We start from the raw sequence: 22,565 nt of genomic DNA on the forward strand, positions 1-22,565 counted from the left end.
GAAAACAAAGGACACAATATGGAAGTAAGGTTGGTCAAAGGTTCCGATCCTAAGTTCGCTGAATCGATCACTAAAACGAATATGGCGAGTTACTATCAAGCTCGTGGAATCGCTTGGGGTCATAGTCAGTTTTTACGTAGCTGGGATGAACTGGATAACTATGAAATTTATGTAGGGGATAGCCGTATTGGTGTTATCCGCTTCAGTTACACCAGTGATACAACGTTTCTTCGGGACTTGCAGATATTAGCTGAATATCAAGGTAGAGGCTTTGGCTCTAAGTGTCTCGATTTAGCTATTGAACATGCGAACAATCAATCATCGGCTCAGTTAGTGTTGCGAGTGTTCAGTGAGAACCCCGCCATTAAGCTTTATCAATCAAAAGGTTTTACTCAGTTGTCTGAAGTGAAAGGACTCGTTGAAATGGAACTGATTTTAGGAAGAACTATGGACACCATTATCAAACAAGCAATCGAATTGCGAAAAGAAGAGAAGTACCAAGAGTCACGTGACTTGCTGGCAACGCTACTCACTGATGAAAATTATGCCGCGAAAGCGCACTTGCAGATCGCGTGGTCTTACGATAATCAAGGTAAAGAGCGACAGGCGATTGAGCACTATGTGCTATCTCTGTCTGGCGTGCTTTCTTCAGTAGAGCGTTTTGATGCGCTGTTCGGTTTGGCGAGTACTTATCGAAGCCTTGGTCTTTATGCAGAGGCTTTAGGCTATTTCGAACAGACTAGGGCTGAGTATCCTGACTCGATAGAGGTGAAACCTTTCTACGCAATGTGTTTGTACAATTTGGGTCGCCATAAAGAGGCGACGTCGCTGTTACTTGAGCTTTTGGTATCTACGACTAATAGCGATGCGATTAAAGAGTACCAACGCGCGATCTCTTTATATGCTCAAGACTTAGATAAAACCTGGTAAGCCGCTGCTTATAAAGATCATGTACTAATATAGAAAAAGCCTAAGTATTAATAGGATACTTAGGCTTCAAGAATTCGGTTTTAGTTTGAGTTTAAACCGTTACTCTGAAAGTTCTTTACGAACGATCTCTGCGCCAGCGCTTAGCGCATTGAGCTTAGCTGAGGCAATTTCACGAGGAAGGGGAGCCATGCCGCAGTTGGTGCACGGGTAGAGCTTATCGGCATCAACATACTTCAGTGTTTCTCGTAGAGTGTCGGCAACTTCTTCCGGCGTTTCAATTGAATTGGTTGCAACATCGATAGCACCGACCATCACTTTCTTACCTCGAACGAGCTCAAGCAATTCAACCGGCACATGAGAGTTATGACACTCTAATGAGATGATATCGATATTCGACTGCTGAAGCTTAGGAAATACCTCTTCGTATTGGCGCCATTCGGTACCTAGTGTCTTTTTCCAATCCGTATTTGCTTTGATGCCATAGCCATAACAAATATGAACTGCAGTTTCACACTTAAGCCCTTCAATGGCTCTTTCTAAACAAGCAATACCCCAATCGTTCACGTCATCAAAAAATACGTTAAACGCAGGCTCATCGAACTGAATAATATCAACACCAGCCGCTTCTAACTCTTTTGCTTCTTCGTTAAGGATTTTTGCGAACTCCCATGCTAGCTTTTCACGGCTTTGGTAATGCGCGTCGTAAAGCGTATCTATCATGGTCATTGGCCCCGGTAGAGCCCACTTAATTGGTTGATCCGTTTGCTGGCGTAAGAACTTAGCATCTTCGACAAAAACCGACTTTTGACGAGAAACAGGGCCAACGACTGTTGGTACACTCGCATCGTAACGGTCGCGAATTTTAACGGTTTCACGCTTTTCAAAATCCACGCCATTCAGGTGTTCAATGAAGGTTGTTACAAAGTGCTGACGTGTCTGTTCGCCGTCACTCACAATATCAATACCGGCTTGTTGCTGGTCTTGAAGAGAGACACGTAGCGCGTCTTGTTTGCCGTCGGTTAATTCGTCGCCTTCCAGTTTCCATGGAGACCAAAGTGTCTCTGGCTGTGCTAGCCAAGATGGCTTAGGTAAGCTGCCTGCTGTTGAAGTCGGTAATAATGTTTTCATAACGTATACTGCCTATCCTTGGTGATTTAAGAGCGCAATTGCTCGATTAAAGCGCGTAGTTGGCAGACCAGTTCTCTAGAACTGACTGGTATGGCTTAATGAAAGTCTCTTCTGCGAATTTACCTTGTTCGATAGCTAATTTGCTTCGTTCTTCTCGGTCATACACGATTTGAGTTAGCGAGTGATCCAAGTTTTTCAAGTTTGGTTGGTAGCAGTTACCTGCAACCGCATTCGCGTTGTAAATCTCAGGACGGTAGATTTTTTGGAATGTACCCATGGTGCTGATGGTGCTGATAAGCTCTAGGTTTGAGTAATCGTTCAGTAGATCACCAAAGAAATAGAAAGCTAGAGGTGCAACACTGTTTGGCGGCATGAAGTAACGAACCTGTAACCCCATCTTCTTAAAATATTGTTCAGTTAAAGAAGACTCATTCGGTTGGTATTCAAAACCTAATACTGGGTGTTGGTTTTCAGTGCGGTAATAGGTTTTATTATCTGACACGCTTAAGCAAATAACAGGTGGCTTATTAAAGTTCTTTTTGTAAGCGTCAGAGTTAACGAAATATTTAAAAAGCTTGCCGTGCAAATCACCAAAATCTTCTGGAATGCTGAATTTATCTTGGCCTTTATTATGATCCAATAGACGTACGCTAAAGTCATAATCTCGAACATAAGAAGAGAAGTTATTTCCGATAATGCCTTCAATACGCTCGTTGGTTTTACGGTCTAGAATATTGGTTTTCAGTACTTCAATGGAAGGGAATGCTTCGCCGTTGCTTTCAATGTCCATATCAACAGAAATGATTTCAAGCTCTACAGAATAACGGTCGCCTTTTGGGTTGTCCCAGTGTGCTAATGCGTTGAAACTGTTGTCAATCATCTGCAGTGCATTGCGCAAGTTTGCTTGGCGGCTGTCACCACGCGCCAAGTTAGCGAAGTTGGTGGTGATACGTGTGCTGTCCGCAGGTTGATAGTTCTCGTCGAGGCTAATGCTCTTAATTGTAAAATTAAATTCTGTATTCATGTTGATCTGATATCCCAATCTGTTGTCTGACTTTCTCGGTCTTTAGAATTAAAATTGCTTTTATTTTTGCTTGTGACCGGATTAATAGTTGAAGGCAATACTGTATGAAAAATTAATACGGTATTAAGTTAATCGCTTGGTATTTTTATACTTGGTTCGATAAATGATTAACAATGGTATTCTTTCACAATCAACATGAGGAATATTCATGATCTATTATGTTTGAAAATATTAGGTGGTGTCAGTTATATTAATTGGCTTGATGGAAATATAACCACATTAATAGTGTGTTATTTAAGATAATTAATTTAATTAAGAGATGGACGAAATGAGTGAGTTGCTGTTGTTGATTTTATACTGTGCATTATTAGGCAGTGGTGTTGGTTTTCTTGCCGGGCTTTTGGGGATTGGCGGGGGGCTTATCATTGTACCTGTGTTAAGCAGTATTTTACTTCACTTAGAAGTTTTACCTGCTGACCAAGTGGTCGTTGCAGCGATTGCGACTTCTTTGGCATCAATCTTGTTTACCTCAACTTCTTCTGCGCTTGCTCACCACAAAAATGGCAACGTGCCTTGGGATTTGGCACCTTGGATCATGTTGGGTGTTGCTCTGGGTGCATTGATTAGTGGCTTTATGGCGGCTCTTTTACCGGAAAAAGTGGTTCGTATTGTGTTTGCCGTGAGTGTGGTTCTTATTGCGATCAAGATGTTCTTAAGCAGCAAAAATGACGCGCCTAAAGAACGAAAGCTACCGAACAAGGGCGTACTAACGGTTCTTACAACTATTACGGGCGGCTTGTCAGCCATGATAGGCATTGGTGGTGGGGCATTGCTGGTTCCACTATTGACGTTCTTCTCTGTCGATATGAAAAAGGCCATTGGTTGTGCGTCGGCTTGTGGCATTGTGATCGCATTATTTGGGTCTATCGGTTATATCACCTCGGGCAGCAGCCACTTTGCTCTAACAGAAGGTTTTGCTGGCTTTGTTTATTTGCCTGCGCTGCTAGGCATCGTGTGCACATCTTGGTTTACAGCTCCGCTAGGCGCAAAAGCAACTAACCATTTACCGGTTCCAACGATTAAGAAGATCTTCTCAGTACTGTTGGTGGTTATCGCAGCCAGCATGGTTGCTCGTTAATTAAAGAATTCAGTAACCTGTAACTGAATCAGTTTCTTTATTCATTAGACATTTAGGTGCGAAAAAATGCATGTAAATGTCTAATTGCGATCTGAGCCCTTCAATAACATGAGTTACTCCTTTTAATGCGTCATAGTTCATAATAAGGTTGTTCGCGTTTAATAAATATTCAAATGTGGTCAAGTACTTATCTAAAGGAGCGAGTGATGGCACGAGAAATTTCATTTAAGGGCAACGGCCCACGTTGGAACGTGGCTCTATCAATGATAATAAGTTACGTGATCGCATCTTTAGCTATCAACTTGTTTTATCAGACTGAGATCCAGTTTTTCCCTTTTGTTACTTCTATCTTAATCATGATCGCTGTCTATGCTTTGATCTCCAAGTTCACCCGAAGACATTTATCTTTAGTTGGTGAAGACATACATCTACATGACGTTAAAGCGAACTTAGTGATCAAAAACTCTGTCTTTTCTCGTCAGTATATTCAGGTTAAATCACTGACTAAAACTGGCTATTACAAAGTGAATGTTCACAAAGGACAGGTTGATAAATCTGATTGGGAAATGCTGTTAAGCAAGGCCACACAGCAAAACGTTTAACGCTAACTCTTCATGGAATTCATTAATGTCAGGGTGTTTTATCAACAGTATTATCTTGATAAAACATTGTTATTTAACCCAATTCACTGCTATAGCTAAATGTATCTTGTTTGATTCAACGGAATGCTATCAATGAGTGATTTATGGATCCTTTAACGCAGGGCGTGTTAGGCGCTTCTTTGGCACAGTCAGCAAGCAAAAAACAACATTTGGCTGTTGCAGGTGTATTAGGGCTACTTTCTGGATTGGCTCCAGATCTAGATGCACTGATTAAGTCTCAAAGTGATCCTTTGTTGGCTTTGGAATTTCATCGACAATTTACTCATTCACTCTTCTTTATCCCCATTGGCAGTTTGATCTGTGCCTTTGTTCTACATCATCTGATTGCAAAAAGGCGCGGGCTTACTTTCAAGCAAAGCTGGCTGTTTTGCGCTCTGGGTTATGGCACTCATGCACTGTTAGACGCTTGTACCACTTATGGCACGCAGTTACTTTGGCCTTTGACTAATGCGCGTTTTGCTTGGAATACCATATCAATCATCGATCCTGTTTATACGCTGCCCATCTTAGTTTTGCTTGTGTTTGCAACGTTGAAACGAGCACCTTGGCTAGCACGTGTTGCGTTTGCTTGGGCTCTAATTTATCCAACATTAGGGATGATACAAAGAGATAGGGCAGAGGCGATTGGGTGGCAATTAGCGGAACAAAGACAACATACGCCGATTCGATTAGAGGCAAAACCAAGCTTTGCGAATATCTTAGTTTGGAAAGTGGTGTACGAAACAGAGGCTCATTATCATGTAGACGCAGTGCGGGTTGGTACATCGGTAAACGTATATCCAGGAGAGTCGGTCGCTAAGCTGAACGTTAGCAGGGACTTACCTTGGCTTGACCTGGATTCTCAACAAGCCAAAGATATTGAACGCTTCCGCTGGTTCTCTAATGGTTATATTGCTCTGGACCCAACGGACGAGTTGCGTATTATCGACGTCCGATACTCAATTGTACCGAATCAAATGAAAGCACTTTGGAGTATCAAGTTATCAAAATCTGTTGATGCCAATTCGCATATAAAATACGAAACTCATCGAGACAACACCCCAGAGTCGAGACAGATCTTCTTCGATATGCTCACTGGCGATAAATGATCTAGTTCTAAACAGTAAAAAGGCTGAGTCAGATAACCTGCTCAGCCTTTTTTATTCGTTTGTTTAACAGGTCGATGTTGCATTGCTTACATCACATATATTAATAAAACTGATAGTGCTTACATTTATAAGTGTGATTTATGTCTCTATCCATCTTTTGAATACTTTCTAAGCTTAGTTGGTTTTTTATCTAATTAAACAGAAGGTTATATGATAAATAGAATAATAACACTAAGTGGCGTTGCATTACTTTGTTCAGCGAGTGCGCATGCGCAAATGCAAAATGGAAGTTTCGAAAGCTGGGAAGGAAACGTACCATCTGGATGGAGTGTGATTGACTCCGGCATTGCAGTTTCACCCTCTAACGTACCTGTTAATAACGGCAGTTTCTCTGCGCAAGTAACAGTGAATACAGGCACTCAAAGTAATACCGATTTTCTGCAAACGATACGTGTTGAACAAGGGAAAACTTATGATTTCTCTGTCGATGTTTACCATACGGAAGGCAACGTGAAAGCTCGCCTTTTTGTTGATGGCTATTTAGGCTACTCGAATAATGGTTTAACGAATCAGTGGCAAGCATTGACTCACTCGTACAGCGCTACGAGCACTAAAGATATCGTTGTGGGCATACGATTTTATGATGATGCAGGTTTTGATGGTGCGGAAGTGGTGTATTTAGATAACTTTCAGCCTACGGAGACTCCACCAACACAAAGCTGCAATGACACAAGTGCCGCACTCACGCTAGTGACGGATAACTATGGCTCTGAAACCAGTTGGTCTCTCAAAAACTCAGTTTCTCAAACTCTTTATTCTGGTTCAGACTATCAAAGTAACACCAACAATGAAGTGGAAATGTGTTTAGCAGATGGTAGCTACACCCTAGAAGTCTCAGACTCTTATGGAGATGGGATGTGTTGCAGTGTGGGGAATGGTTCATACAGTTTGTCGGTAAACGGAACCGTTGTGGCATCTGGTGGTGATTTCCAAGCAAGTCAGAGTACAGAATTTACGATTGGTGGCTCAACTACACCACCAACTGAACCACCAGTGTTAGGTGAGTATTACAAAGACGCTGAAGGCAAAGTGGGCTTTGCGTTAAAAACGGCCTTGTATCAAATTATTGATAATCATAGTAGTCAGGGTTACACCGCTATTTGGACGTTAGTGTCTGAGGCTGACCTAGACGCATACTATGACACTGATGGGTCGATTCTCGATATGTATTCGGAGAAACCTTCAGGCTCAGATTCAATCCAATTTACTAAGGTGGCCGATCAATGTGGTCAATACAGCAAAGAAGGTGATTGCTACAACCGTGAGCACTCATTCCCGAAAAGCTGGTTTGGTGGGAAAGTCGAGCCAATGAACTCTGACGGTCACCATTTATTTGCCACTGACGGTTACGTTAACTCGAAACGTAGTAATTGGCCATTTGGTGAGGTGAGTAGCGCGACATACACATCAAGCAATGGTTCTAAGTTAGGCAGTGCAGCGAACTCTCTTGGTTATGTCGGTACGGTGTTTGAGCCAATTGATGAGTTTAAAGGTGATTTCGCAAGAGCATATTTCTACATGGCAACACGCTATGAAAATGAAATCGCTAATTGGGAAGGAAACTCTACAAGCTCTGATGCCGTTCTGGATGGAACCAATACAACCGTTTTTGAACCTTGGCTACTTACTATGCTAAAGCGTTGGCATTCTGAAGATCCAGTAAGCCAAAAAGAAATCGACCGAAATAAGGCGGTACATGATTTCCAAGGGAATCGTAATCCGTTTATTGACCATCCAGAGTTTGTAAGCCAAATCTGGGGAAATTAATCGGAATATAACCACCATGACAATGGTTTCATGATTATTCAATTGAGCCCAATCCTTTGTTTGGGCTTTTTTATTGATAGGCATTAGAGAGCATGATTTAAAATATGTGAAAAAGCATATTGTCATGAAGGTCCGTATACTTGTCAGTGATCGGCACCATCAATACTGGACGCTACGTTAAGTAACTTTCCATACCTATAGTTATCTCTGAATTGTTAATTTAGGGGAAGCTGTAGATCATTTATGCCCAAAAGTGAGCCAGAGAGGGATTGAACTCAGTTTTAAACCCTGCAACTTGCCTTACTTTTCCTCATGCCTAGAGATCCAACAATGTAGCTAAATTTTCTAATCCACAACAGACTGATCTTAAATCACAGTTACGCACGAATATGTTGTTCAACTATTTCTCGGCTATTGAATAGTAGAGAACTAAAGGGAAGTTTTTGATTGATAACGTGCCTTGAATCGGAAGCAATGTATGCTGGCACGTTATTAAAATGTTATATTTCTTATCTCTGGTATGATTTGCAATCTTCACTTTTTAGTATAAATTGCACTTTAATAATTTATAACTATATGAAATTAACATGAATCAAGAAGCCTCAATTGCTGGACAAGCGGTTTACTCGAAGAAAGTACTATCAATATACGATTTCTGGGTTTTAGGAGTATCAAATAACTATTTTTGGAAATGCCCAACTAGACTTATTAGTGAGCAATTTTCAATGTTAGTTTCATCTAATCATTTAGATGTTGGCGTTGGCTCAGGTTATTACCTTAAGAATTACCTACCACAAACAACAAAACGTATCGCTTTGCTAGATTTGAATGAAAATAGTCTTGATACAACCTCAAAAGCAATTAGTCATTTTCAACCTGAAGTTTACTGTGGGGATGTACTTGAGCCTCTTGAATTAAGTATCGAAAAATTTGACTCAATTAGTGTTAATTATTTACTTCATTGTTTGCCTGGAAATTTAATTGGTAAAGGCATTATGTTTAAGCATTTAAAAAGCTATATGAACGAAGGTGGGGTTTTGTTTGGTAGTACAATTTTAGGTAAGGGTACGAAACTGAATTTTTTCGCTAAAAAATTGATGGGTGTTTACAATAAGAAAGGCATATTTAGTAATAACAACGATGATTTAGACTCATTGGTGACATCGTTAAATGAACACTTTACTGATGTAAAAGTGGAAGTTATAGGGTGTGTTGCATTGTTCTCAGGTAAAAAAATATAACAAATGATCTGCTCCAGTGATACTGGACACTCACGTAAGCGAATTTTTCCATACTTTCAATAATTCATGCTTTGCTATATTAGCAAAAGACGCAACTCGGAATTGTCCAATTCCGCGCTAGCAGGTACCAGGATATTCCGTGATTGTTAGGTTCGATGAAGGGATAAATCTTCAAATCAACCTAAGTATGTTTTGAAAATGAGATTAAAAAGGCTGAAGCAATAAACTGATCAGCCTCTATCGATTTATTCCATTAAAGGTAACGGCTTCTTAGGTGATCTTTGAAGTATTGCGCATTCAAGGTTTCACCGGTTGCGCCTTTCACCAAGTCATCGGTGTTAAGCAGGCTGCCTTTACTCCAAATATTCGATTCTAACCAAGTGAAGATAGGGGATAGGTCGCCACTTTCAATCACAGCGTTCACATCCACTGTTTTCTTCATTGAAGCCATGAACTGAGCCGCGTACATCGCCCCTAGTGTGTAAGATGGGAAGTAACCGAATGCGCCGTCCGTCCAGTGAATATCCTGCATACAGCCATTAGTGAAATTGCCTTGAGTGCTTAATCCAAGGTATGACTGCATCTTAGTATTCCATAGTTCTGGCACATCGGTGTGTTTGATCTTACCGTTGATCAAGTCACGTTCAATTTCGTAGCGTAAGATAACGTGTGCAGGGTAGGTAAGCTCATCAGCGTCAACACGGATGAAGTCTTTCTTCACGCGAGTGTAGATCTTCTGGAAGTTCTCTTTCTCAAACTCTGAACCTGAGAATTGCTGCCCCGCCAAGTTTGCTAAGTGTCCGATGAATGGGTCGCTGCGGCCAACTTGCATCTCGAAGAACAAAGATTGAGATTCGTGGATACCCATAGAGCGCGCTTCGCCCGCCGGTTGGCCTGCTAGGTGTTTTGGTAAGCCTTGTTCGTAACGCGCGTGCCCTGTTTCATGCACTATACCCATTAAGCTTTGAACGAATTCAGCTTCGTCGTAGCGGGTTGTGATACGCACGTCTGAAGGCACGCCGCCACAGAATGGGTGAACACTTTCATCCAATCGGCCGTGTTCAAAATCGAACTGAAGCAGCTTCATGACTTCTAAACCAAGTGCTTTCTGTTTCTCGGTCGAATAGATGCCAGATGGCGCATTAAATTGCTCGCTCGATTGTTTTTCGATTACTTCATCAATCAGGTTTGGCAGCCATGTCTTAACGTCGGCAAACAAGACATCAAGTGAAGCAGAGCTGGTGCCTGGTTCATAGATATCAAGCATGGCATCATAAGGTGTTAGGTTCGCCGCATCGGCGCGGATCTGTGCTTCTTCACGAGACAGCTCAACCACTTCACGCCAGTTCTTTTCAAAACCAACCCAGTCGTTTTCTCCACGTTGGCTACGCCACGCATGCTCACATTTTGAACCCGCTAGAGATTTCGCTTCCACCAATTTTTCTGGAAGTAGGTTAGCTTGTTGCCATTGGCGTTTAATTTCACGCAGAGATGATTGTTGTTCGTTGTTCAGCGCTTCGTTTTCAGCGTCTGCAATCCAATCTCCAAGTTGTGGTTGCGTCATCAACCCGTGAATATGAACCGAAAGCTCGGCCATTGCTTCACTACGAGCTTGGTTACCACCGGCAGGCATCATTGAAGCTTGGTCCCAACCACAAATCGAGGCTAGGTGTTGAAAGCGTGAACATTTTTGAGAGTGTTCGACTAGTTTTTTGAATGCGCTCATTTGACTACTCTTAATTTGGTTTCTGTAAATGATCCTTAGGACTGCGTCAGCGTTAAGGTTCATCTCTCATGTACTTTGATTATGGCTCTACTTTTAAAAGACGCTGACCTTCGGAGTTGAAGATATAGCGAGAAAAGCATGAGGCGGTACGATGCCTTGAATTTACTATTTCTTAACAAATTAAACTGTTCCATTGTGCACAAAATCAGTGAGTTGTATAGCTGGTGGCAATTGTTGCTTGCGAATTGTTCAGATACACGGTATTGATGATAGATCGCTGAACAACAATGACAATGATATGGATATTTTGAACTTTGAGGCATTTTTAATTGCCATTACTATTTTAACGCTAACGCCGGGTTTAGATACGGCTTTGGTGATTCGCAATACGAGCCGTTCTGGCTTATCTGACGGCGTGATGACCAGCTTTGGTATTTGTAGCGGCTTGTATGTACACGCGTTTTTCTCTGCTGTGGGTATTTCTGCAATCCTCGCCCAGTCAGCTGAACTCTTTCAAGCCGTTAAGATGGTGGGTGCGGTTTACCTGATCTGGCTTGGCTTAAGCAGTTTACGAGCTTTGATGAAAAACGGTGGCGGTTTGAAGGTGGGTGAACAAGCTCAGCAAGCATACAGTGCTAAGCGTTCTCTACGCGAAGGCTTTCTGTCTAACGTTCTTAACCCAAAAACGGCAGTTTTCTATTTGGCCTTTTTACCTCAATTCGTAAACCCTGAAGGATCACCATTATTGCAATCTATGTTGATGGCTTCGGTACACTTTATGATTGCGATGGTGTGGCAATGCGGTTTGGCTGGGGCACTTAACTCGGCTAAAAACTTGCTTAAGAATGCGAGTTTTATGAAGTGGATGGAAGGCGTGACTGGCATGGTGCTGGTGGGGCTGGGTGTGAAGCTTTTAATGGAAGAACCTAGCTAAGTCATAGTGACTTAATACCAATCACAGTAAGTAAGTGATCAAAAATAGCGCAGGGAAAAGGCTTGAGAACAAGGCAGCATTTTTTGATAAGTAGTTATTCTACAATCAAAAATACTAACGCAGTTATCGAGCGTTTTAGCAAGCTAGGGTGACCAGTTATTTACTACGATTGGTATAATGTATTGGAATCTAAATCACTGGCACATAGCCATTAGTTTTATAATAAAACGCCCGCACATCATTGCGGGCGTTTTTGATCGCTCAATTCTTATTATGCTTTAACTGCTTCACAATCATTTGAAGAAGTTAACGGTTTGAAGAATAGCTTGGTTTCTTCGATAACAACATGGCGCAGTAAGATAAGCCCAATTAGGTTCGGAATTGCCATTAGGCCGTTCACGATATCCGCCATTATCCAGATCATGTCGAGCTTTAAGAATGCACCAGAAGCCACCAACGCAATGAAGATAATCTTGTAAGGCAATACTGCTTTGGTACCTAGCAAGAACACAACACAGCGCTCACCGTAGTAGTTCCAACCTAAAATTGTTGTAAACGCAAAGAAGATTAAGCCAACAGAAACCAACATAGGGCCAAGGGTGTCTGCATTCAAGCCAACAGCGAATGCATGAGTGGTCATCGCAGCGCCAGAAAGGTCAGTCTGCCAAGCGCCCGTTAAGATAAGTGCCAGACCTGTCATCGTACAGATGATGATGGTATCGAAGAAGGTGCCTGTCATAGAGACAAGCCCTTGTTTCACACATGAGTCTGTTTTAGCCGCGGCTGCTGCCATTGGTGCGCTACCTAAGCCAGATTCGTTCGAGAACACGCCACGAGCGATACCTGATTGGATAGCAAGCATGATGCTCGCGCCAAAGAAACCACCGGTTGCTGCCGTGTTGGTAAACGCAGAAGTCACAACAAGGGTAATGGCATTCAGTAGTTGGTCTGCATTTGAAATCAGAACGCTTAAACACGCGACGACGTACATCACCGCCATCGTAGGAACGACTTTCCCTGCTACTTTAGCGATAGATTGAATACCACCAAGGGTTACAACCGCCACAAGGATCGTGAGGACAACCGCTGACATTTCACGTGATGCGCCAAATGAGATTTGAGTTGCGTCTAAAATTGCGTTTACTTGTGGGAAGGTACCGATACCGAAGCAAGCAACACCGAGCGCGAAGACAGCGAACATGACCGCTAAGATTCGTGAGCCGACACCGTATTGCAGGTAGTACATTGGGCCGCCAACCATTTCGCCATTGCTATCGGTTCTGCGGTATTTAACGGCAAGTAGACATTCTGCGTATTTGGTCGCCATACCAAATATAGCGGCAAGCCACATCCAGAATAGGGCGCCAGGACCACCAATCTTGATTGCGGTCGCTACGCCTACAATATTGCCTGTACCAATCGTTGCGGAAAGCGCTGTACACAAAGCGGCGAAGCTTGATACGTCACCCGTACCGGATTTGTCTTTACTGAACACCATTTTTAGCGCGGTTGGGAGGTGTCTAAACTGGAGTAAGCCTAAGCGAAAAGTAAAATAGATACCTGTACCCACTAGCAGAATAAGTAGTGGTGGTCCCCAAACGAATTGGTTGATGGTTTGTAGTGTAGCTTGTAGGTGGTTCATAGATTCCCCTTAATAAATATAAAATTTAAGGAGAAGAGGGAAGGCAGTGCAGATCACAGGGATCGATAGCACTACTTAATACAGACGGATTTCTAGATAGAATTCTTTTGTTAATTAAGGCTGTTGCTTTCCACTCCTCTGTCCTTTTGCCTGAGAGTTTCACTTAGCGAATCACTTATAGATAAGTAACGGGCACTAAGCTTGCTCCTTCGGCGACCGCTTGCTACAAAAAAGTAGTACGGTTCTCTCCAGAGGTTCCTCCAACGACAGTCCTCACTTTTCTGGATTTCTCCAGCACAAAGCGCCTGAAAGATTTACTTCTTCGGCGGGTTTATCTAACTAAATGTTAATATTTAGTTAAAAACCACTCTCCTGCAGTCTTCATCGGAACAATTACCTAAATAATTAGGTAATCTGTAGGCGTATCCTAGATCATATAAAATGTGATGTCAGCTACAAAACATCTGTTTGCTCAAATGTTGTTCAACTAAATGATCAAACAACGAGTCTCTGACGTAACTTGCTTATTTAAATGGTATAAAATAGAGAAACAAGGAGGAGTTATGACTCGATTAATAGCGATTGTTTTTTTATTGGCTTTGGCATTTGTGCTGTTTCGTTACCGGACAAACGAAAAACTGCAAAAATGGGTAGTGATAGTTATCGTTAGCAGCTTCCTTTTGTATACTGCCAGCCTGATGATTTCGGAGTTAACTCGTTAAGTCTGTCTGTAAGCAGATAGGATAAACGTGTTAGCAAAGCTCAAGTGCTTCTGGCTTGGGCAATAGGTTTAACTGAGCTTAAAGTATCAGTATCAGTATCAGTATCAGTGACCGTGTAACGTTAAACAAATTTTTGGGAGTACCCGCTAGTGAACCAGCAATCTGGACAAGGCGAACAAGATGAAGTGGTTGTTATTGAGGAACGCGATAAACGTAGTCAGCTCTATATCGGCATTGCTGCGGTTATCGGTTTGGCGTTAGGCGGTTTAATCGGATCTACAGTCACGGCTTCGAAGTGGGAATCCACTTATCAGGTACTAGAAACTCGTTATCAAGAACTGCGTGATAGTAAAACTCAGTTGGTGACATCAGTTGAAGAGAAAGTGGCAAAAGTTGATACCGAAATTGATGCGAAAGTAGAAGCTGCTCTAGTGAAACAGGCAGAAGAGCATCAAAAAGAACTCCAAGATTTAGCGAAACAATCTGCAGTTTTAGAGAAAGCAAACTACTCGTTAGAGCAGCAGTTAAACGAACAGAAGCAAACGTTAGAACAAACTCAACAAAATAATCAAAAGTTGAGCCGTCAAGCTGATATGCAGTCGACCCTTTTTGAACGTTCGCGTGAGCTTTTCCGCAAAGAATTACAGATATCTCAAGAGCTTGAAAAACTCGAGAAAGAAAGAGATGACATCGAACAGAATCTTGGTTCTTTGAAGAAAGCGTGTGATGTTTTCTTAGATGGTACGTCATGGGATACAAAATCTGACGCCTGTGAGAAACAGGATAATGCCAATTCCCGCTTAAGTGACATCAGACAAATGATTGAAGTTCACACCATGGATATCAAGCAGATCAAGACTCTCACTGAAGAGATGGGTCTATAAGCTGAGCGCTTAATATAGCCATATCACGACTACTTGCAGTAAGAATTTGAACGCCCACATCGCACACGTGATGTGGGCGTTTTGCGTTCTCACCCCCTAAATGGCTAAGATGCGCTTTACATTGTTATTTCTGAAATTAGTGATTAGATACGTAAAATTGATCTTGATATGTGCTTTGTTGGGTAGTTGGTGACTTTGCACGCATATTTACACGCCAGAAAATTAGCATAATTGTTATGTTCTAGGATGAATATGTGGTTTGTTGCCACTCGGTGATTAGACTATCTCAAAGGACAAAGGGATGCCTGAATATTTGTGCGAGACTTGTACCGTAGCTTATTGCTTTGATGATTGTAATTCGGCATTGGCGCAACGAGAAATGATTGAAGTAGAAGAAGTCTTGGATCGTAAACAAGTAAGCCAAGATCCTGAACGGCGGCTTAAACAAGAAAATTCAGACATAAAAAATCCCTACAAGCACAGCCTGTAGGGATTTTGTACGTTGCAATACTGTTCTCGCTTTCTCAAGCAAAGGGTCTTACAAAAATTTTTAGAACAGTGTTATTCGACAATAAATTATTGACGAGTCACTATTTTTCGTAAGTTTTGATTTCGCCAGATTTAACTCGAGCAACAAATGATTGCAGTTCTTTCTTCACAACAGGCATTAGGAAGTACAGGCCTAGAATGTTGAAAATAGACATCGCAAAGATAGCTGCGTCAGAGAAGTCGATTACCGCGCCAAACTGAATCGTCGCACCGATAACAACAAACACACAAAACATCACTTTAAAAATCAGTTCCGTTGTTTTGCCTTCACCAAATAGGTAAGTCCACGCTTTAAGACCGTAGTACGACCAAGAGATCATGGTAGAAAACGCGAACATGATTACCGCTAGAGCGAGTGTGTATTTGAACACTTCTGCCGTTTCAGTAAACGATGCAGCAGTAAGCGTTACACCCGTTAAGCCAGAACCATCGAATGGACCTGTATTTAGACCAGCGATAGTGATAACCAAGGCTGTCATTGTACAAATGATGACTGTATCAACGAACGGTTCTAATAGTGATACTAGACCTTCAGTGATTGGCTCTTTTGTTTTAACCGCAGAGTGAGCGATAGCTGCTGAACCTACACCTGCTTCGTTTGAGAACGTTGCACGTTTTAGACCTTGGATTAAGGCACCAATGAATCCACCAACCACACCTTCGCCAGTAAACGCACCTGTAAAGATTGCACTGAACGCAGGACCCACTTGATCAAGATTAGAACCGATAACAATCAGAGCCATACCGATATACAGAGCAGCCATCCAAGGAACAACTTTTTCCGTTACCGATGCGATAGAAGGCATACCACCAACAATCACAGAGAAAACTAAAGCGGCGAGTACAAGGCCTGTGATGACACCGTATTCACTTGGTACATCGAATGCGTAAGTTAACATGGCATGTGCTTGGTTAGCTTGGAACATGTTACCGCCGCCCAATGCGCCTAAAATACACATTAATGCAAAACCAATAGCAAGGGCTTTACCTAGTCCACCCAACCCTCTTTCACCAAGACCTTGGCTTAGGTAGTACATGGGACCACCGGAAACGACACCTGAAGGTAGGATAGTTCGGTATTTCACACCTAAGGTACACTCACAGAACTTAGACGCCATACCCAGAAGACCACACAAGATCATCCAGAATGTTGCACCAGGACCACCAATTGCGAGAGCTGCACCCACACCGGCAATATTACCAAGCCCAACAGTTCCAGAAAGCGCGGTTGTTAACGCTTGAAAGTGAGAAACTTCCCCTTCGTGTTTGGAGTTAGGGTCTGTGTACTTACCTTTAATAATGTCTATGGCCATCCCGACACGTTTAAATTGAACAAAGCCAAAGTAAACAGTAAAGATGATCGCAGCGAGCAGTAACCAGCCAACAATAATTGGGAAGTTTGCTTCACCTACCGGTACGCTTTTAAATATCAGTCCAACGAACCAACCTGTATATTCGTTGAAAAAACCATCAACACTTTGACTTAAGTTACTGATAGCTTGATTAAATGATCCTTCTTCTGCAAATGCACTGGAACTAAATAATAATATAAACCCAAAAAATAATTCACGTATGTTTTTCATGGTTTTCCCTGTCTTTTTATTAAATTATGTTTGTTGCTGTTGTGTTTTTTCTATTTGATTTTTTACATTTCAGCGACTTATTTATTGCAATTCGACGGCAACATAAACGGCTGTAGCTAGGTCGAAAAATGAAATAAATATGAGTACTGATCTTGCTTTATATGGATATCCTTTTGGTATGTGCACCAATTAGACTATGGCATTCGGCCTGCCAAGTCCTACTGATAATCCTATACACAAAAATAATACCATCAAAGATTTTTTTACAATAAATTTACAATTGTTCGGGTTTTGTCATTGTTTGGGAATAAGCAGGCATTTTTTAGGTTGGAAAAGGCATATGCAGTAGCTGTTATAGCATGAACTAAGGTGAATGATAGTGGAGGTGCATAGGGAAGTCGGCGAGTTTTAATGTTCAATATGTTTTGGGGAGGTGTTTAAACAATGGATAGCTGAAGATGTAATCAAGCTAAAGGACATTAAAAAAGCCCTTTATCAGAGCTTTGTTAATGGTTTCAATGAGCGTGAGGTTTAGTGCCTGACGAATAGAGACTAGAGTTAAACAGAGCCAATGATACGTTTACTCGATTTGTGATGAAGCTTAAGTGCGAGTAACGAGCCCCATAGAGCGACTTGTATCCATAGCAATGTCCATTGAGACGCTACCTCTTGCCAAGATGCCCCCATCTGATTGAGCGCTAAAAAACCTTGGATAGCGGGTGTGCTTGGGAATAACTGTGACAGCAGTACTAACCATTCAGGCATCATTTCAACAGGCCAGATAAAACCTGAAGAGAAGATCAGCGGCATTGAACTGATTAACACCAAAACCGTGACTAACTCTCTTCTTGGCACTAGCTCACCAATAAAAATCCCGATCAAACAACTAGCCAATAAGAAGGGTAGCAGTAAGGTCAAAATGTTTGTTATGGAGGCAAGTAGGTTAATGCCATACATCGAAAAGCTCGCGCCGAAGTAGTACATCGACAACAAGTAATATATGCCGACTAAGGTACAGCAGCGAGCAAGTATCAGTTTCGCTGGAGAGGTCTTACTCCAATAGCCAAACGTCGATTGAGCGTTTTGGGTCGCGCCAACTAAACCAGAAGCCATGGCTAAGGTTTGTTGCAGGATCAACACAAAGACGGCTGGAACCACGTAATCAATGTAGCCCATGCGACTATTGAAGGTTGGTTTTAGGTTCAAGCTGAATGCACTGTAGCCTTTGGCTGCGGATTCTAACGGCACACCTTCAACTAACAAGTGACTGACCTTTACTTGCGCAGCTAACGTGCCGCCTGCCTTGGCAAGCCCTTCAACAATGGTTCCGTAGACCAAGAAGTAAGATGCATCACCAGCGTAAGAAAGCGTCGGGCTCTTACCTAGGAGCAAGTCTTTATAGAAGTTCTCTGGGATGACGAGGAACCCACCAATCTCTTGATTAAGAACAGCTTGCTTAGCATCGGCGATGGTGGAGTCGCGGCGTACCAAGTCAATTTGAGACGTGGCATCTACCATTCTTTCTAACTGGTAGCTGCTTTGGCTCTTATCCAAGTTCACAACGGAAGCTTTAAGCTGTTGAGGAACTTGATTTGCGTAAGGCAGCGGATACAAGAATGAATAGAAGACCACACCACCAAATACCGTTAGAAGTACAACAGGGTTGCGAATTACCGCTAACAGTTCTTGTTTTAGCAGTTGAGTAAAGCTCATTGTTTTACTCCTTGTTCTGCTTCGTTTTTAGTTTTAGCTGAGAGTGATGCTTGCATTAGATGTTTCTTAATTAATAATATAACCACCAATGTAGGAACGGCATACCACAACATAGAAGAGAGGCTGATCAAAGACTGTGCCGCGCTTACGCCATAACTAGACTGTGCCGTTTGTACTTCGATGTAATGACTTACGGGTAATAAGCTTCTCCAGATTTGCGCTGCCGTGTTCATGTCGGTTACTGGAAAGGTAATCCCCATGAACGCAAAGCTTGGTGCTGTGAAGGCGCCAGCGAAACTCATCGCCCTTGCAGGATCAAGCGTTAAGAAGAAAAACAAACAACCCATGATGATGCAACTGATGACGGTAAGCAGTTGGGCGACGGTCAGTGCCACAAAACTGCCGTTAAACGGCCAGTCTAAAAGGACATAGAACCAAAAGCTAAACGCGATACCAAACATCAAAAATAAGACAAGGTAGGGCGTTAATGTTGATGTTAGTGACTTCATCGGGGCGTTGGATAACCAAGCATCAAGGCCACGAGCTCTAACGTTCGCCGTCAAAACCAATATCGTGCCCACCACAATCATGATCTGCCATAGTGCAGGAATAACCGCAGACACCAAGAACTGAGCATAACTGGTGTTCTTGTTGAACAGTGGCGTGATCTGGCTTTGCACTGTTACTGCTTGGCCTAATGCGGATTGCACCGTGGTATCACCGTGTGATAACTGCTTAACGACCTCAAGTTGCGCGTTAAAAGTCCCTTGAGCCTGCAACAACGCGGAATTCACTAGCTTACCTATCAAGATAAATTGGCTGTTGTAGAACACAGACATTTGCGGATTCAATCCGAGCAGAAGGTCTCGGTCAAAATGCCTTGGTATCACAACATAACCGTAGATATCACGTTCAATCATCGCTTTCGCCGCTTCACTCGCAGAGCTGTATTTCTGAGTGACTTGCAGCGTTGGTGATGCATCAACAAGGCGTGTGAACTGCTGCGAAATTTGGCTGTGTTCCAAGTCAACAACCGCAACCGGTAAGTCACGAGCGATCCCTTGTGAAAAAATCAGCCAAATACTGGCAGCAAGCAGCAAAGGTATCCAAGTTAGGCAAGACAACAACCATTTGTCTTTGCGGACAATCGCCCACTGCCTAAGCAAGGTATTCTTCGCTCTATGATGCTCAGTTGATTGCGAGGCTGTAGATTGCGAGCCTTTAGATTGTGAGCTTTTAGATTGCGAACCTGTAGATCGATAGTTAGCAGACATACGTCACCTAAAGCTCAACCACAAGGCTCATGCCCATACGCAGTGTTTCGCTAGTATTAACAGGGTGCGCTTCTACTTCAAAAGTACGTAAGTCGAAGCCTTGTGCTGCGTCTGTTGAACGCCAAGTAGCGAAATCACCCATTACGGCAATGTGAGTTACTTGGAAAGTTAATGATTTATCTAGAGCCGGTAGATACGCCTCAAACTGGCTGCCTTTCTCGAAATGCTTAAGCATGTCTTCACGCACATTAAGTACTGCCCATGCATCTTTGGTGTCGATAACAGTCACAACAGGGAAGCCTTGTGGTGCGAGCTCACCGCTGCTCAATAGTACCTGAGACACTTCGCCATTAAACCAACTGTGGATCTGCGTGTCTTTTGCGTAAGCTTCAACTTCCGCCACCGCACCTGCCGCCATTAATGCTTTTTGAGCGGCTGCCACTTTGGTTTCGTCACGAGCGCCTTCTCGTGCCAATTGATACATTTGGAACGCAGCGCTTTCCGTGTACTTCGCTGCTTGCCACTGTGTTTTGGCTTCATCGCGTTTTTGCTCGGCAACCACACCATCGTTGTAAAGGTTATTGACACGTTGATAAGTTTTGTCCATGAGATCGGCGGCTGCTTTTGCCTTCAACCACTGGTCTTTAGCAGCTTGGATCTGTTGAGTACGCGCACCATTCTCAGCTTGTTTTGCTAATGCGCCCGCAGCTTTTTGACCTGCTTTTGCTTGTTCTAGCTTCGCGTCAATCTCAGGGCTAAGAAGAGAAAAGATCAATTCGCCTTTTTCAACCGAATCGCCTTTACGCACGAATATTTCATCAATTCTGCCAGGTACTTTCGATGAGATGCTGTATTGCTGCGCATCGATTTGACCTTGAAGCTTAACAGGCTGAGGTTGATAAGCTTGGTAAAAACTGTATCCGACCCAGCCAATAACGCCGATACCAACTAAAGATAGAAGAAGGGGCTTAATAGGTTTCATGAATTATCCTTTTGACTGGCTATCGGTGTCTGTTTTTGAGTCGAAGTCAGACGGAACAGAAGAGGTTAAGTAACTCGAGTAAGCATTCATTTCGCTGGTTAGCGCTAATAGCTTGTTCAGAGAGATTAGGTATTTGAATCGCGCAGCAGATTGCTGGGTTTTGATGCTCGCAAGGTAGAGCTCTGCATCAACCACTTCTAGCGAGTTCGAAAGTCCTTGAGTGAAGGCTTTTTTACGAAGTGAAAGGTTTTCTTGAGCTAAAGACAGACTTGAGTTGAGGCCTTGAACTTCTTCAATTGCTTGGTTCGCTTCAAGATAGGTCTTTTGTACCAAAACGGTTAAGTCTTGCTTGGCTTGCGACTTAAGAAACTGGACTTGAGACACGGCGCTATGAGCGGCAGCGACTTTGTCGGAACGACCTGACGTGTCAAGTAGCGGTACATTCACACCAATACCGACTAACCAATCGGGTTTCATTTCACTGGCTAGCGAGTCATCTTCGTACAGGCTGTAATCACCGTAAAGGTAAACTTCTGGGTAGTATTTGCCTTTTTCAGCCTTGATCAAGCTACTCGCTTGTTTCTCTTTTGCTTCAAGGATTTTAAGGCCTGGGTAGGTCATGAGGGTTTGATCAACAAATACGTCCATATGAGGCAGGTTTTTGTTGATAAAGAGTTGTTCTGAAGGTTCGACACTTTGGCTCTGACCAAGGATCTGAGTCAGTGCTAATTGAGCAATTTTGAGGTCGTTCTGCGCTTTGGTTCGTTCAACAACGGCTTTATCCAAAGAAGCATCCGCCTGCAGACGTTCTACTCGAGCAATTTGTCCTTGCTGTTCAAGCTTGATGGCGAAATCACGATGCTGAGTTAAGCCAGCTTCAACGGCTTGACGTGTTCTCACGACGTCTTCCGCTAAGATCACCGAGAAGTAATATTTACTTAAGTCTTCGTAGCGAGCCTGTTTCTCCATCAGAAGTTGGCTTTGCGCTTCTTCGCTTTTACCTTCGGCAGCAGTTTGCGCAGCGGTAATTCGTCCGCCAGTAAAGATAGGCCAAATAGCACGGATGGAAGAGCTGAAGATGTCTTGTTCGGTGATGGTTGAGGTAACACCGCCAAGCCCACTTAATATAGGCTGAAGAATACCTCCAACTGCACCTAAATTTGGCACGCCGCTTAAGCTATTTTTGAACTGTTCACCATTAATTGTCACATCACTATCAAGGTGCGTGTAGTTAGCCCCCAAGGTGATCGAAGGTAGATTAAGGCTGCTGGTTGAATTCTGAAGGTGTTGATAACGCTCAACGTTAGCTTGTTGAGCTGCAAGTGAGTTGTTGTTCTCTTGCAATATTTGCCACGCTTCAGAAAAAGTGAGCGGGGCAGAGAAAACTGGCGAAGCAAATGTGCCGAGAAGCATACTGGCGAGCGCAAGGTGTCGGAATTTTGGTTTGGTCATCTGCATTAAATACCATTTAGAGTATTAGCTCTAATGCTAACAGGGTGATAGTCATTTGTCTTGAGA

At 42.8% G+C, this 22,565-nt stretch carries 19 protein-coding genes, 1 pseudogene and 1 riboswitch; of the genes and pseudogenes, 11 read left to right on the forward strand and 9 right to left on the reverse strand.

Annotation, left to right across the window (positions count from 1 at the left end; all coding sequences use genetic code 11):
* Positions 1-18: 18 nt before the first annotated feature.
* Positions 19-450 (forward strand): annotated as a pseudogene (locus AB4513_RS12055) (GNAT family N-acetyltransferase); the annotation flags it as partial.
* Complete coding sequence (locus tag AB4513_RS12060; protein ID WP_240798308.1) at positions 448-930, forward strand: tetratricopeptide repeat protein; 483 nt, start codon at positions 448-450, stop codon at positions 928-930. The pseudogene AB4513_RS12055 and the gene AB4513_RS12060, both read left to right, overlap by 3 nt.
* A 99-nt stretch (positions 931-1,029) precedes the next feature.
* On the opposite strand, the gene AB4513_RS12065 is transcribed toward AB4513_RS12060, so the two are convergent.
* Complete coding sequence (locus AB4513_RS12065; RefSeq protein ID WP_009846559.1) at positions 1,030-2,058, reverse strand: methionine synthase; 1,029 nt, start codon at positions 2,056-2,058, stop codon at positions 1,030-1,032.
* A 46-nt stretch (positions 2,059-2,104) separates the two neighbouring features.
* Entirely contained in the window at positions 2,105-3,082 is a 978-nt protein-coding gene (locus AB4513_RS12070; RefSeq protein ID WP_009846560.1) for a DUF1852 domain-containing protein, read from the reverse strand.
* Positions 3,083-3,410: 328 nt separating this feature from the next.
* On the opposite strand from AB4513_RS12070, the gene AB4513_RS12075 reads away from it, so the two are divergent.
* From AB4513_RS12075 to AB4513_RS12095, 5 genes are all read left to right on the forward strand, one after another.
* Positions 3,411-4,220, forward strand: coding sequence for a sulfite exporter TauE/SafE family protein (locus AB4513_RS12075; RefSeq protein WP_009846561.1), 810 nt, complete (start codon positions 3,411-3,413; stop codon positions 4,218-4,220).
* A gap of 173 nt (positions 4,221-4,393) precedes the next feature.
* A complete protein-coding gene (locus AB4513_RS12080) occupies positions 4,394-4,822 on the forward strand; it encodes a hypothetical protein (protein WP_102257308.1) in 429 nt (142 codons plus the stop codon).
* Between the two features lie 143 nt (positions 4,823-4,965).
* Complete coding sequence (locus tag AB4513_RS12085) at positions 4,966-5,970, forward strand: metal-dependent hydrolase (protein WP_102257307.1); 1,005 nt, start codon at positions 4,966-4,968, stop codon at positions 5,968-5,970.
* Positions 5,971-6,180: 210 nt separating this feature from the next.
* Entirely contained in the window at positions 6,181-7,797 is a 1,617-nt protein-coding gene (locus tag AB4513_RS12090; protein WP_102257306.1) for an endonuclease, read from the forward strand.
* Positions 7,798-8,384: 587 nt separating this feature from the next.
* Entirely contained in the window at positions 8,385-9,038 is a 654-nt protein-coding gene (locus tag AB4513_RS12095) for a bifunctional 2-polyprenyl-6-hydroxyphenol methylase/3-demethylubiquinol 3-O-methyltransferase UbiG (protein WP_009846565.1), read from the forward strand.
* 253 nt (positions 9,039-9,291) lie between these two features.
* Here the strand turns inward: AB4513_RS12095 and AB4513_RS12100 are convergent, their stop codons facing one another.
* Positions 9,292-10,764 carry a carboxypeptidase M32 gene (locus AB4513_RS12100; protein ID WP_102257305.1) on the reverse strand — a complete coding sequence of 491 codons (1,473 nt, stop codon included), beginning with the start codon at positions 10,762-10,764 and terminating at the stop codon, positions 9,292-9,294.
* 298 nt (positions 10,765-11,062) lie between these two features.
* Here AB4513_RS12100 and AB4513_RS12105 point away from each other — a divergent pair, with 298 nt between their 5' ends.
* Positions 11,063-11,698, forward strand: a complete 636-nt coding sequence (locus AB4513_RS12105; protein WP_012603778.1) for a LysE family translocator — start codon at positions 11,063-11,065, stop codon at positions 11,696-11,698.
* Between the two features lie 271 nt (positions 11,699-11,969).
* On the opposite strand, the gene AB4513_RS12110 is transcribed toward AB4513_RS12105, so the two are convergent.
* Entirely contained in the window at positions 11,970-13,340 is a 1,371-nt protein-coding gene (locus AB4513_RS12110; protein ID WP_102257304.1) for a sodium:alanine symporter family protein, read from the reverse strand.
* Between the two features lie 128 nt (positions 13,341-13,468).
* Positions 13,469-13,602, reverse strand: a riboswitch (glycine riboswitch).
* Between the two features lie 301 nt (positions 13,603-13,903).
* On the opposite strand from AB4513_RS12110, the gene AB4513_RS12115 reads away from it, so the two are divergent.
* The 3 genes from AB4513_RS12115 to AB4513_RS12125 all read left to right on the forward strand — a co-directional run bounded on the left by AB4513_RS12115 (position 13,904) and on the right by AB4513_RS12125 (position 15,436).
* Positions 13,904-14,062: a hypothetical protein gene (locus tag AB4513_RS12115; RefSeq protein WP_004733573.1), complete on the forward strand. Its 159-nt coding sequence runs from the start codon at positions 13,904-13,906 to the stop codon at positions 14,060-14,062.
* Between the two features lie 149 nt (positions 14,063-14,211).
* Positions 14,212-14,946, forward strand: coding sequence for a chromosome segregation ATPase (locus AB4513_RS12120; protein ID WP_017103097.1), 735 nt, complete (start codon positions 14,212-14,214; stop codon positions 14,944-14,946).
* 301 nt (positions 14,947-15,247) lie between these two features.
* Positions 15,248-15,436, forward strand: a complete 189-nt coding sequence (locus AB4513_RS12125) for a hypothetical protein (RefSeq protein ID WP_012603781.1) — start codon at positions 15,248-15,250, stop codon at positions 15,434-15,436.
* Positions 15,437-15,536: 100 nt separating this feature from the next.
* Here the strand turns inward: AB4513_RS12125 and AB4513_RS12130 are convergent, their stop codons facing one another.
* From AB4513_RS12130 to AB4513_RS12150, 5 genes are all read right to left on the reverse strand, one after another.
* The gene (locus AB4513_RS12130) at positions 15,537-17,078 is read right to left on the reverse strand and encodes a sodium:alanine symporter family protein (RefSeq protein WP_009846571.1); all 1,542 of its coding nucleotides are present in this window, start codon (positions 17,076-17,078) and stop codon (positions 15,537-15,539) included.
* Between the two features lie 558 nt (positions 17,079-17,636).
* Positions 17,637-18,791 (reverse strand): ABC transporter permease, encoded by a 1,155-nt coding sequence (locus tag AB4513_RS12135; protein WP_102257303.1) that lies wholly within the window; start codon positions 18,789-18,791, stop codon positions 17,637-17,639.
* Positions 18,788-20,065 (reverse strand): ABC transporter permease, encoded by a 1,278-nt coding sequence (locus tag AB4513_RS12140; RefSeq protein WP_102257302.1) that lies wholly within the window; start codon positions 20,063-20,065, stop codon positions 18,788-18,790. The genes AB4513_RS12135 and AB4513_RS12140 overlap by 4 nt, the downstream gene beginning before the upstream one ends.
* A 7-nt stretch (positions 20,066-20,072) precedes the next feature.
* Positions 20,073-21,047 carry an HlyD family secretion protein gene (locus AB4513_RS12145; RefSeq protein ID WP_004733580.1) on the reverse strand — a complete coding sequence of 325 codons (975 nt, stop codon included), beginning with the start codon at positions 21,045-21,047 and terminating at the stop codon, positions 20,073-20,075.
* A gap of 3 nt (positions 21,048-21,050) precedes the next feature.
* Positions 21,051-22,505, reverse strand: a complete 1,455-nt coding sequence (locus AB4513_RS12150; RefSeq protein ID WP_102257301.1) for a TolC family protein — start codon at positions 22,503-22,505, stop codon at positions 21,051-21,053.
* Positions 22,506-22,565: the final 60 nt, after the last annotated feature.

Source organism: Vibrio sp. 10N.222.54.E6, from assembly GCF_041473955.1.
GTDB classification, from domain to species: Bacteria; Pseudomonadota; Gammaproteobacteria; order Enterobacterales; family Vibrionaceae; genus Vibrio; species Vibrio tasmaniensis_A.

What these genes read in the sequence shown, in the direction of transcription:
- AB4513_RS12110 (WP_102257304.1), bottom strand. Translation starts at nt 13,340, where the DNA reads ATGAACCACCTACAAGCTACACTACAAACCATCAACCAATTCGTTTGG.
- AB4513_RS12100 (WP_102257305.1), bottom strand. Translation starts at nt 10,764, where the DNA reads ATGAGCGCATTCAAAAAACTAGTCGAACACTCTCAAAAATGTTCACGC.
- AB4513_RS12150 (WP_102257301.1), bottom strand. Translation starts at nt 22,505, where the DNA reads ATGCAGATGACCAAACCAAAATTCCGACACCTTGCGCTCGCCAGTATG.
- AB4513_RS12140 (WP_102257302.1), bottom strand. Translation starts at nt 20,065, where the DNA reads ATGTCTGCTAACTATCGATCTACAGGTTCGCAATCTAAAAGCTCACAA.
- AB4513_RS12115 (WP_004733573.1), top strand. Translation starts at nt 13,904, where the DNA reads ATGACTCGATTAATAGCGATTGTTTTTTTATTGGCTTTGGCATTTGTG.
- AB4513_RS12065 (WP_009846559.1), bottom strand. Translation starts at nt 2,058, where the DNA reads ATGAAAACATTATTACCGACTTCAACAGCAGGCAGCTTACCTAAGCCA.
- AB4513_RS12080 (WP_102257308.1), top strand. Translation starts at nt 4,394, where the DNA reads ATGTGGTCAAGTACTTATCTAAAGGAGCGAGTGATGGCACGAGAAATT.
- AB4513_RS12095 (WP_009846565.1), top strand. Translation starts at nt 8,385, where the DNA reads ATGAATCAAGAAGCCTCAATTGCTGGACAAGCGGTTTACTCGAAGAAA.
- AB4513_RS12090 (WP_102257306.1), top strand. Translation starts at nt 6,181, where the DNA reads ATGATAAATAGAATAATAACACTAAGTGGCGTTGCATTACTTTGTTCA.
- AB4513_RS12130 (WP_009846571.1), bottom strand. Translation starts at nt 17,078, where the DNA reads ATGAAAAACATACGTGAATTATTTTTTGGGTTTATATTATTATTTAGT.
- AB4513_RS12105 (WP_012603778.1), top strand. Translation starts at nt 11,063, where the DNA reads ATGGATATTTTGAACTTTGAGGCATTTTTAATTGCCATTACTATTTTA.
- AB4513_RS12085 (WP_102257307.1), top strand. Translation starts at nt 4,966, where the DNA reads ATGGATCCTTTAACGCAGGGCGTGTTAGGCGCTTCTTTGGCACAGTCA.
- AB4513_RS12070 (WP_009846560.1), bottom strand. Translation starts at nt 3,082, where the DNA reads ATGAATACAGAATTTAATTTTACAATTAAGAGCATTAGCCTCGACGAG.
- AB4513_RS12145 (WP_004733580.1), bottom strand. Translation starts at nt 21,047, where the DNA reads ATGAAACCTATTAAGCCCCTTCTTCTATCTTTAGTTGGTATCGGCGTT.
- AB4513_RS12075 (WP_009846561.1), top strand. Translation starts at nt 3,411, where the DNA reads ATGAGTGAGTTGCTGTTGTTGATTTTATACTGTGCATTATTAGGCAGT.
- AB4513_RS12135 (WP_102257303.1), bottom strand. Translation starts at nt 18,791, where the DNA reads ATGAGCTTTACTCAACTGCTAAAACAAGAACTGTTAGCGGTAATTCGC.
- AB4513_RS12125 (WP_012603781.1), top strand. Translation starts at nt 15,248, where the DNA reads ATGCCTGAATATTTGTGCGAGACTTGTACCGTAGCTTATTGCTTTGAT.
- AB4513_RS12060 (WP_240798308.1), top strand. Translation starts at nt 448, where the DNA reads ATGGACACCATTATCAAACAAGCAATCGAATTGCGAAAAGAAGAGAAG.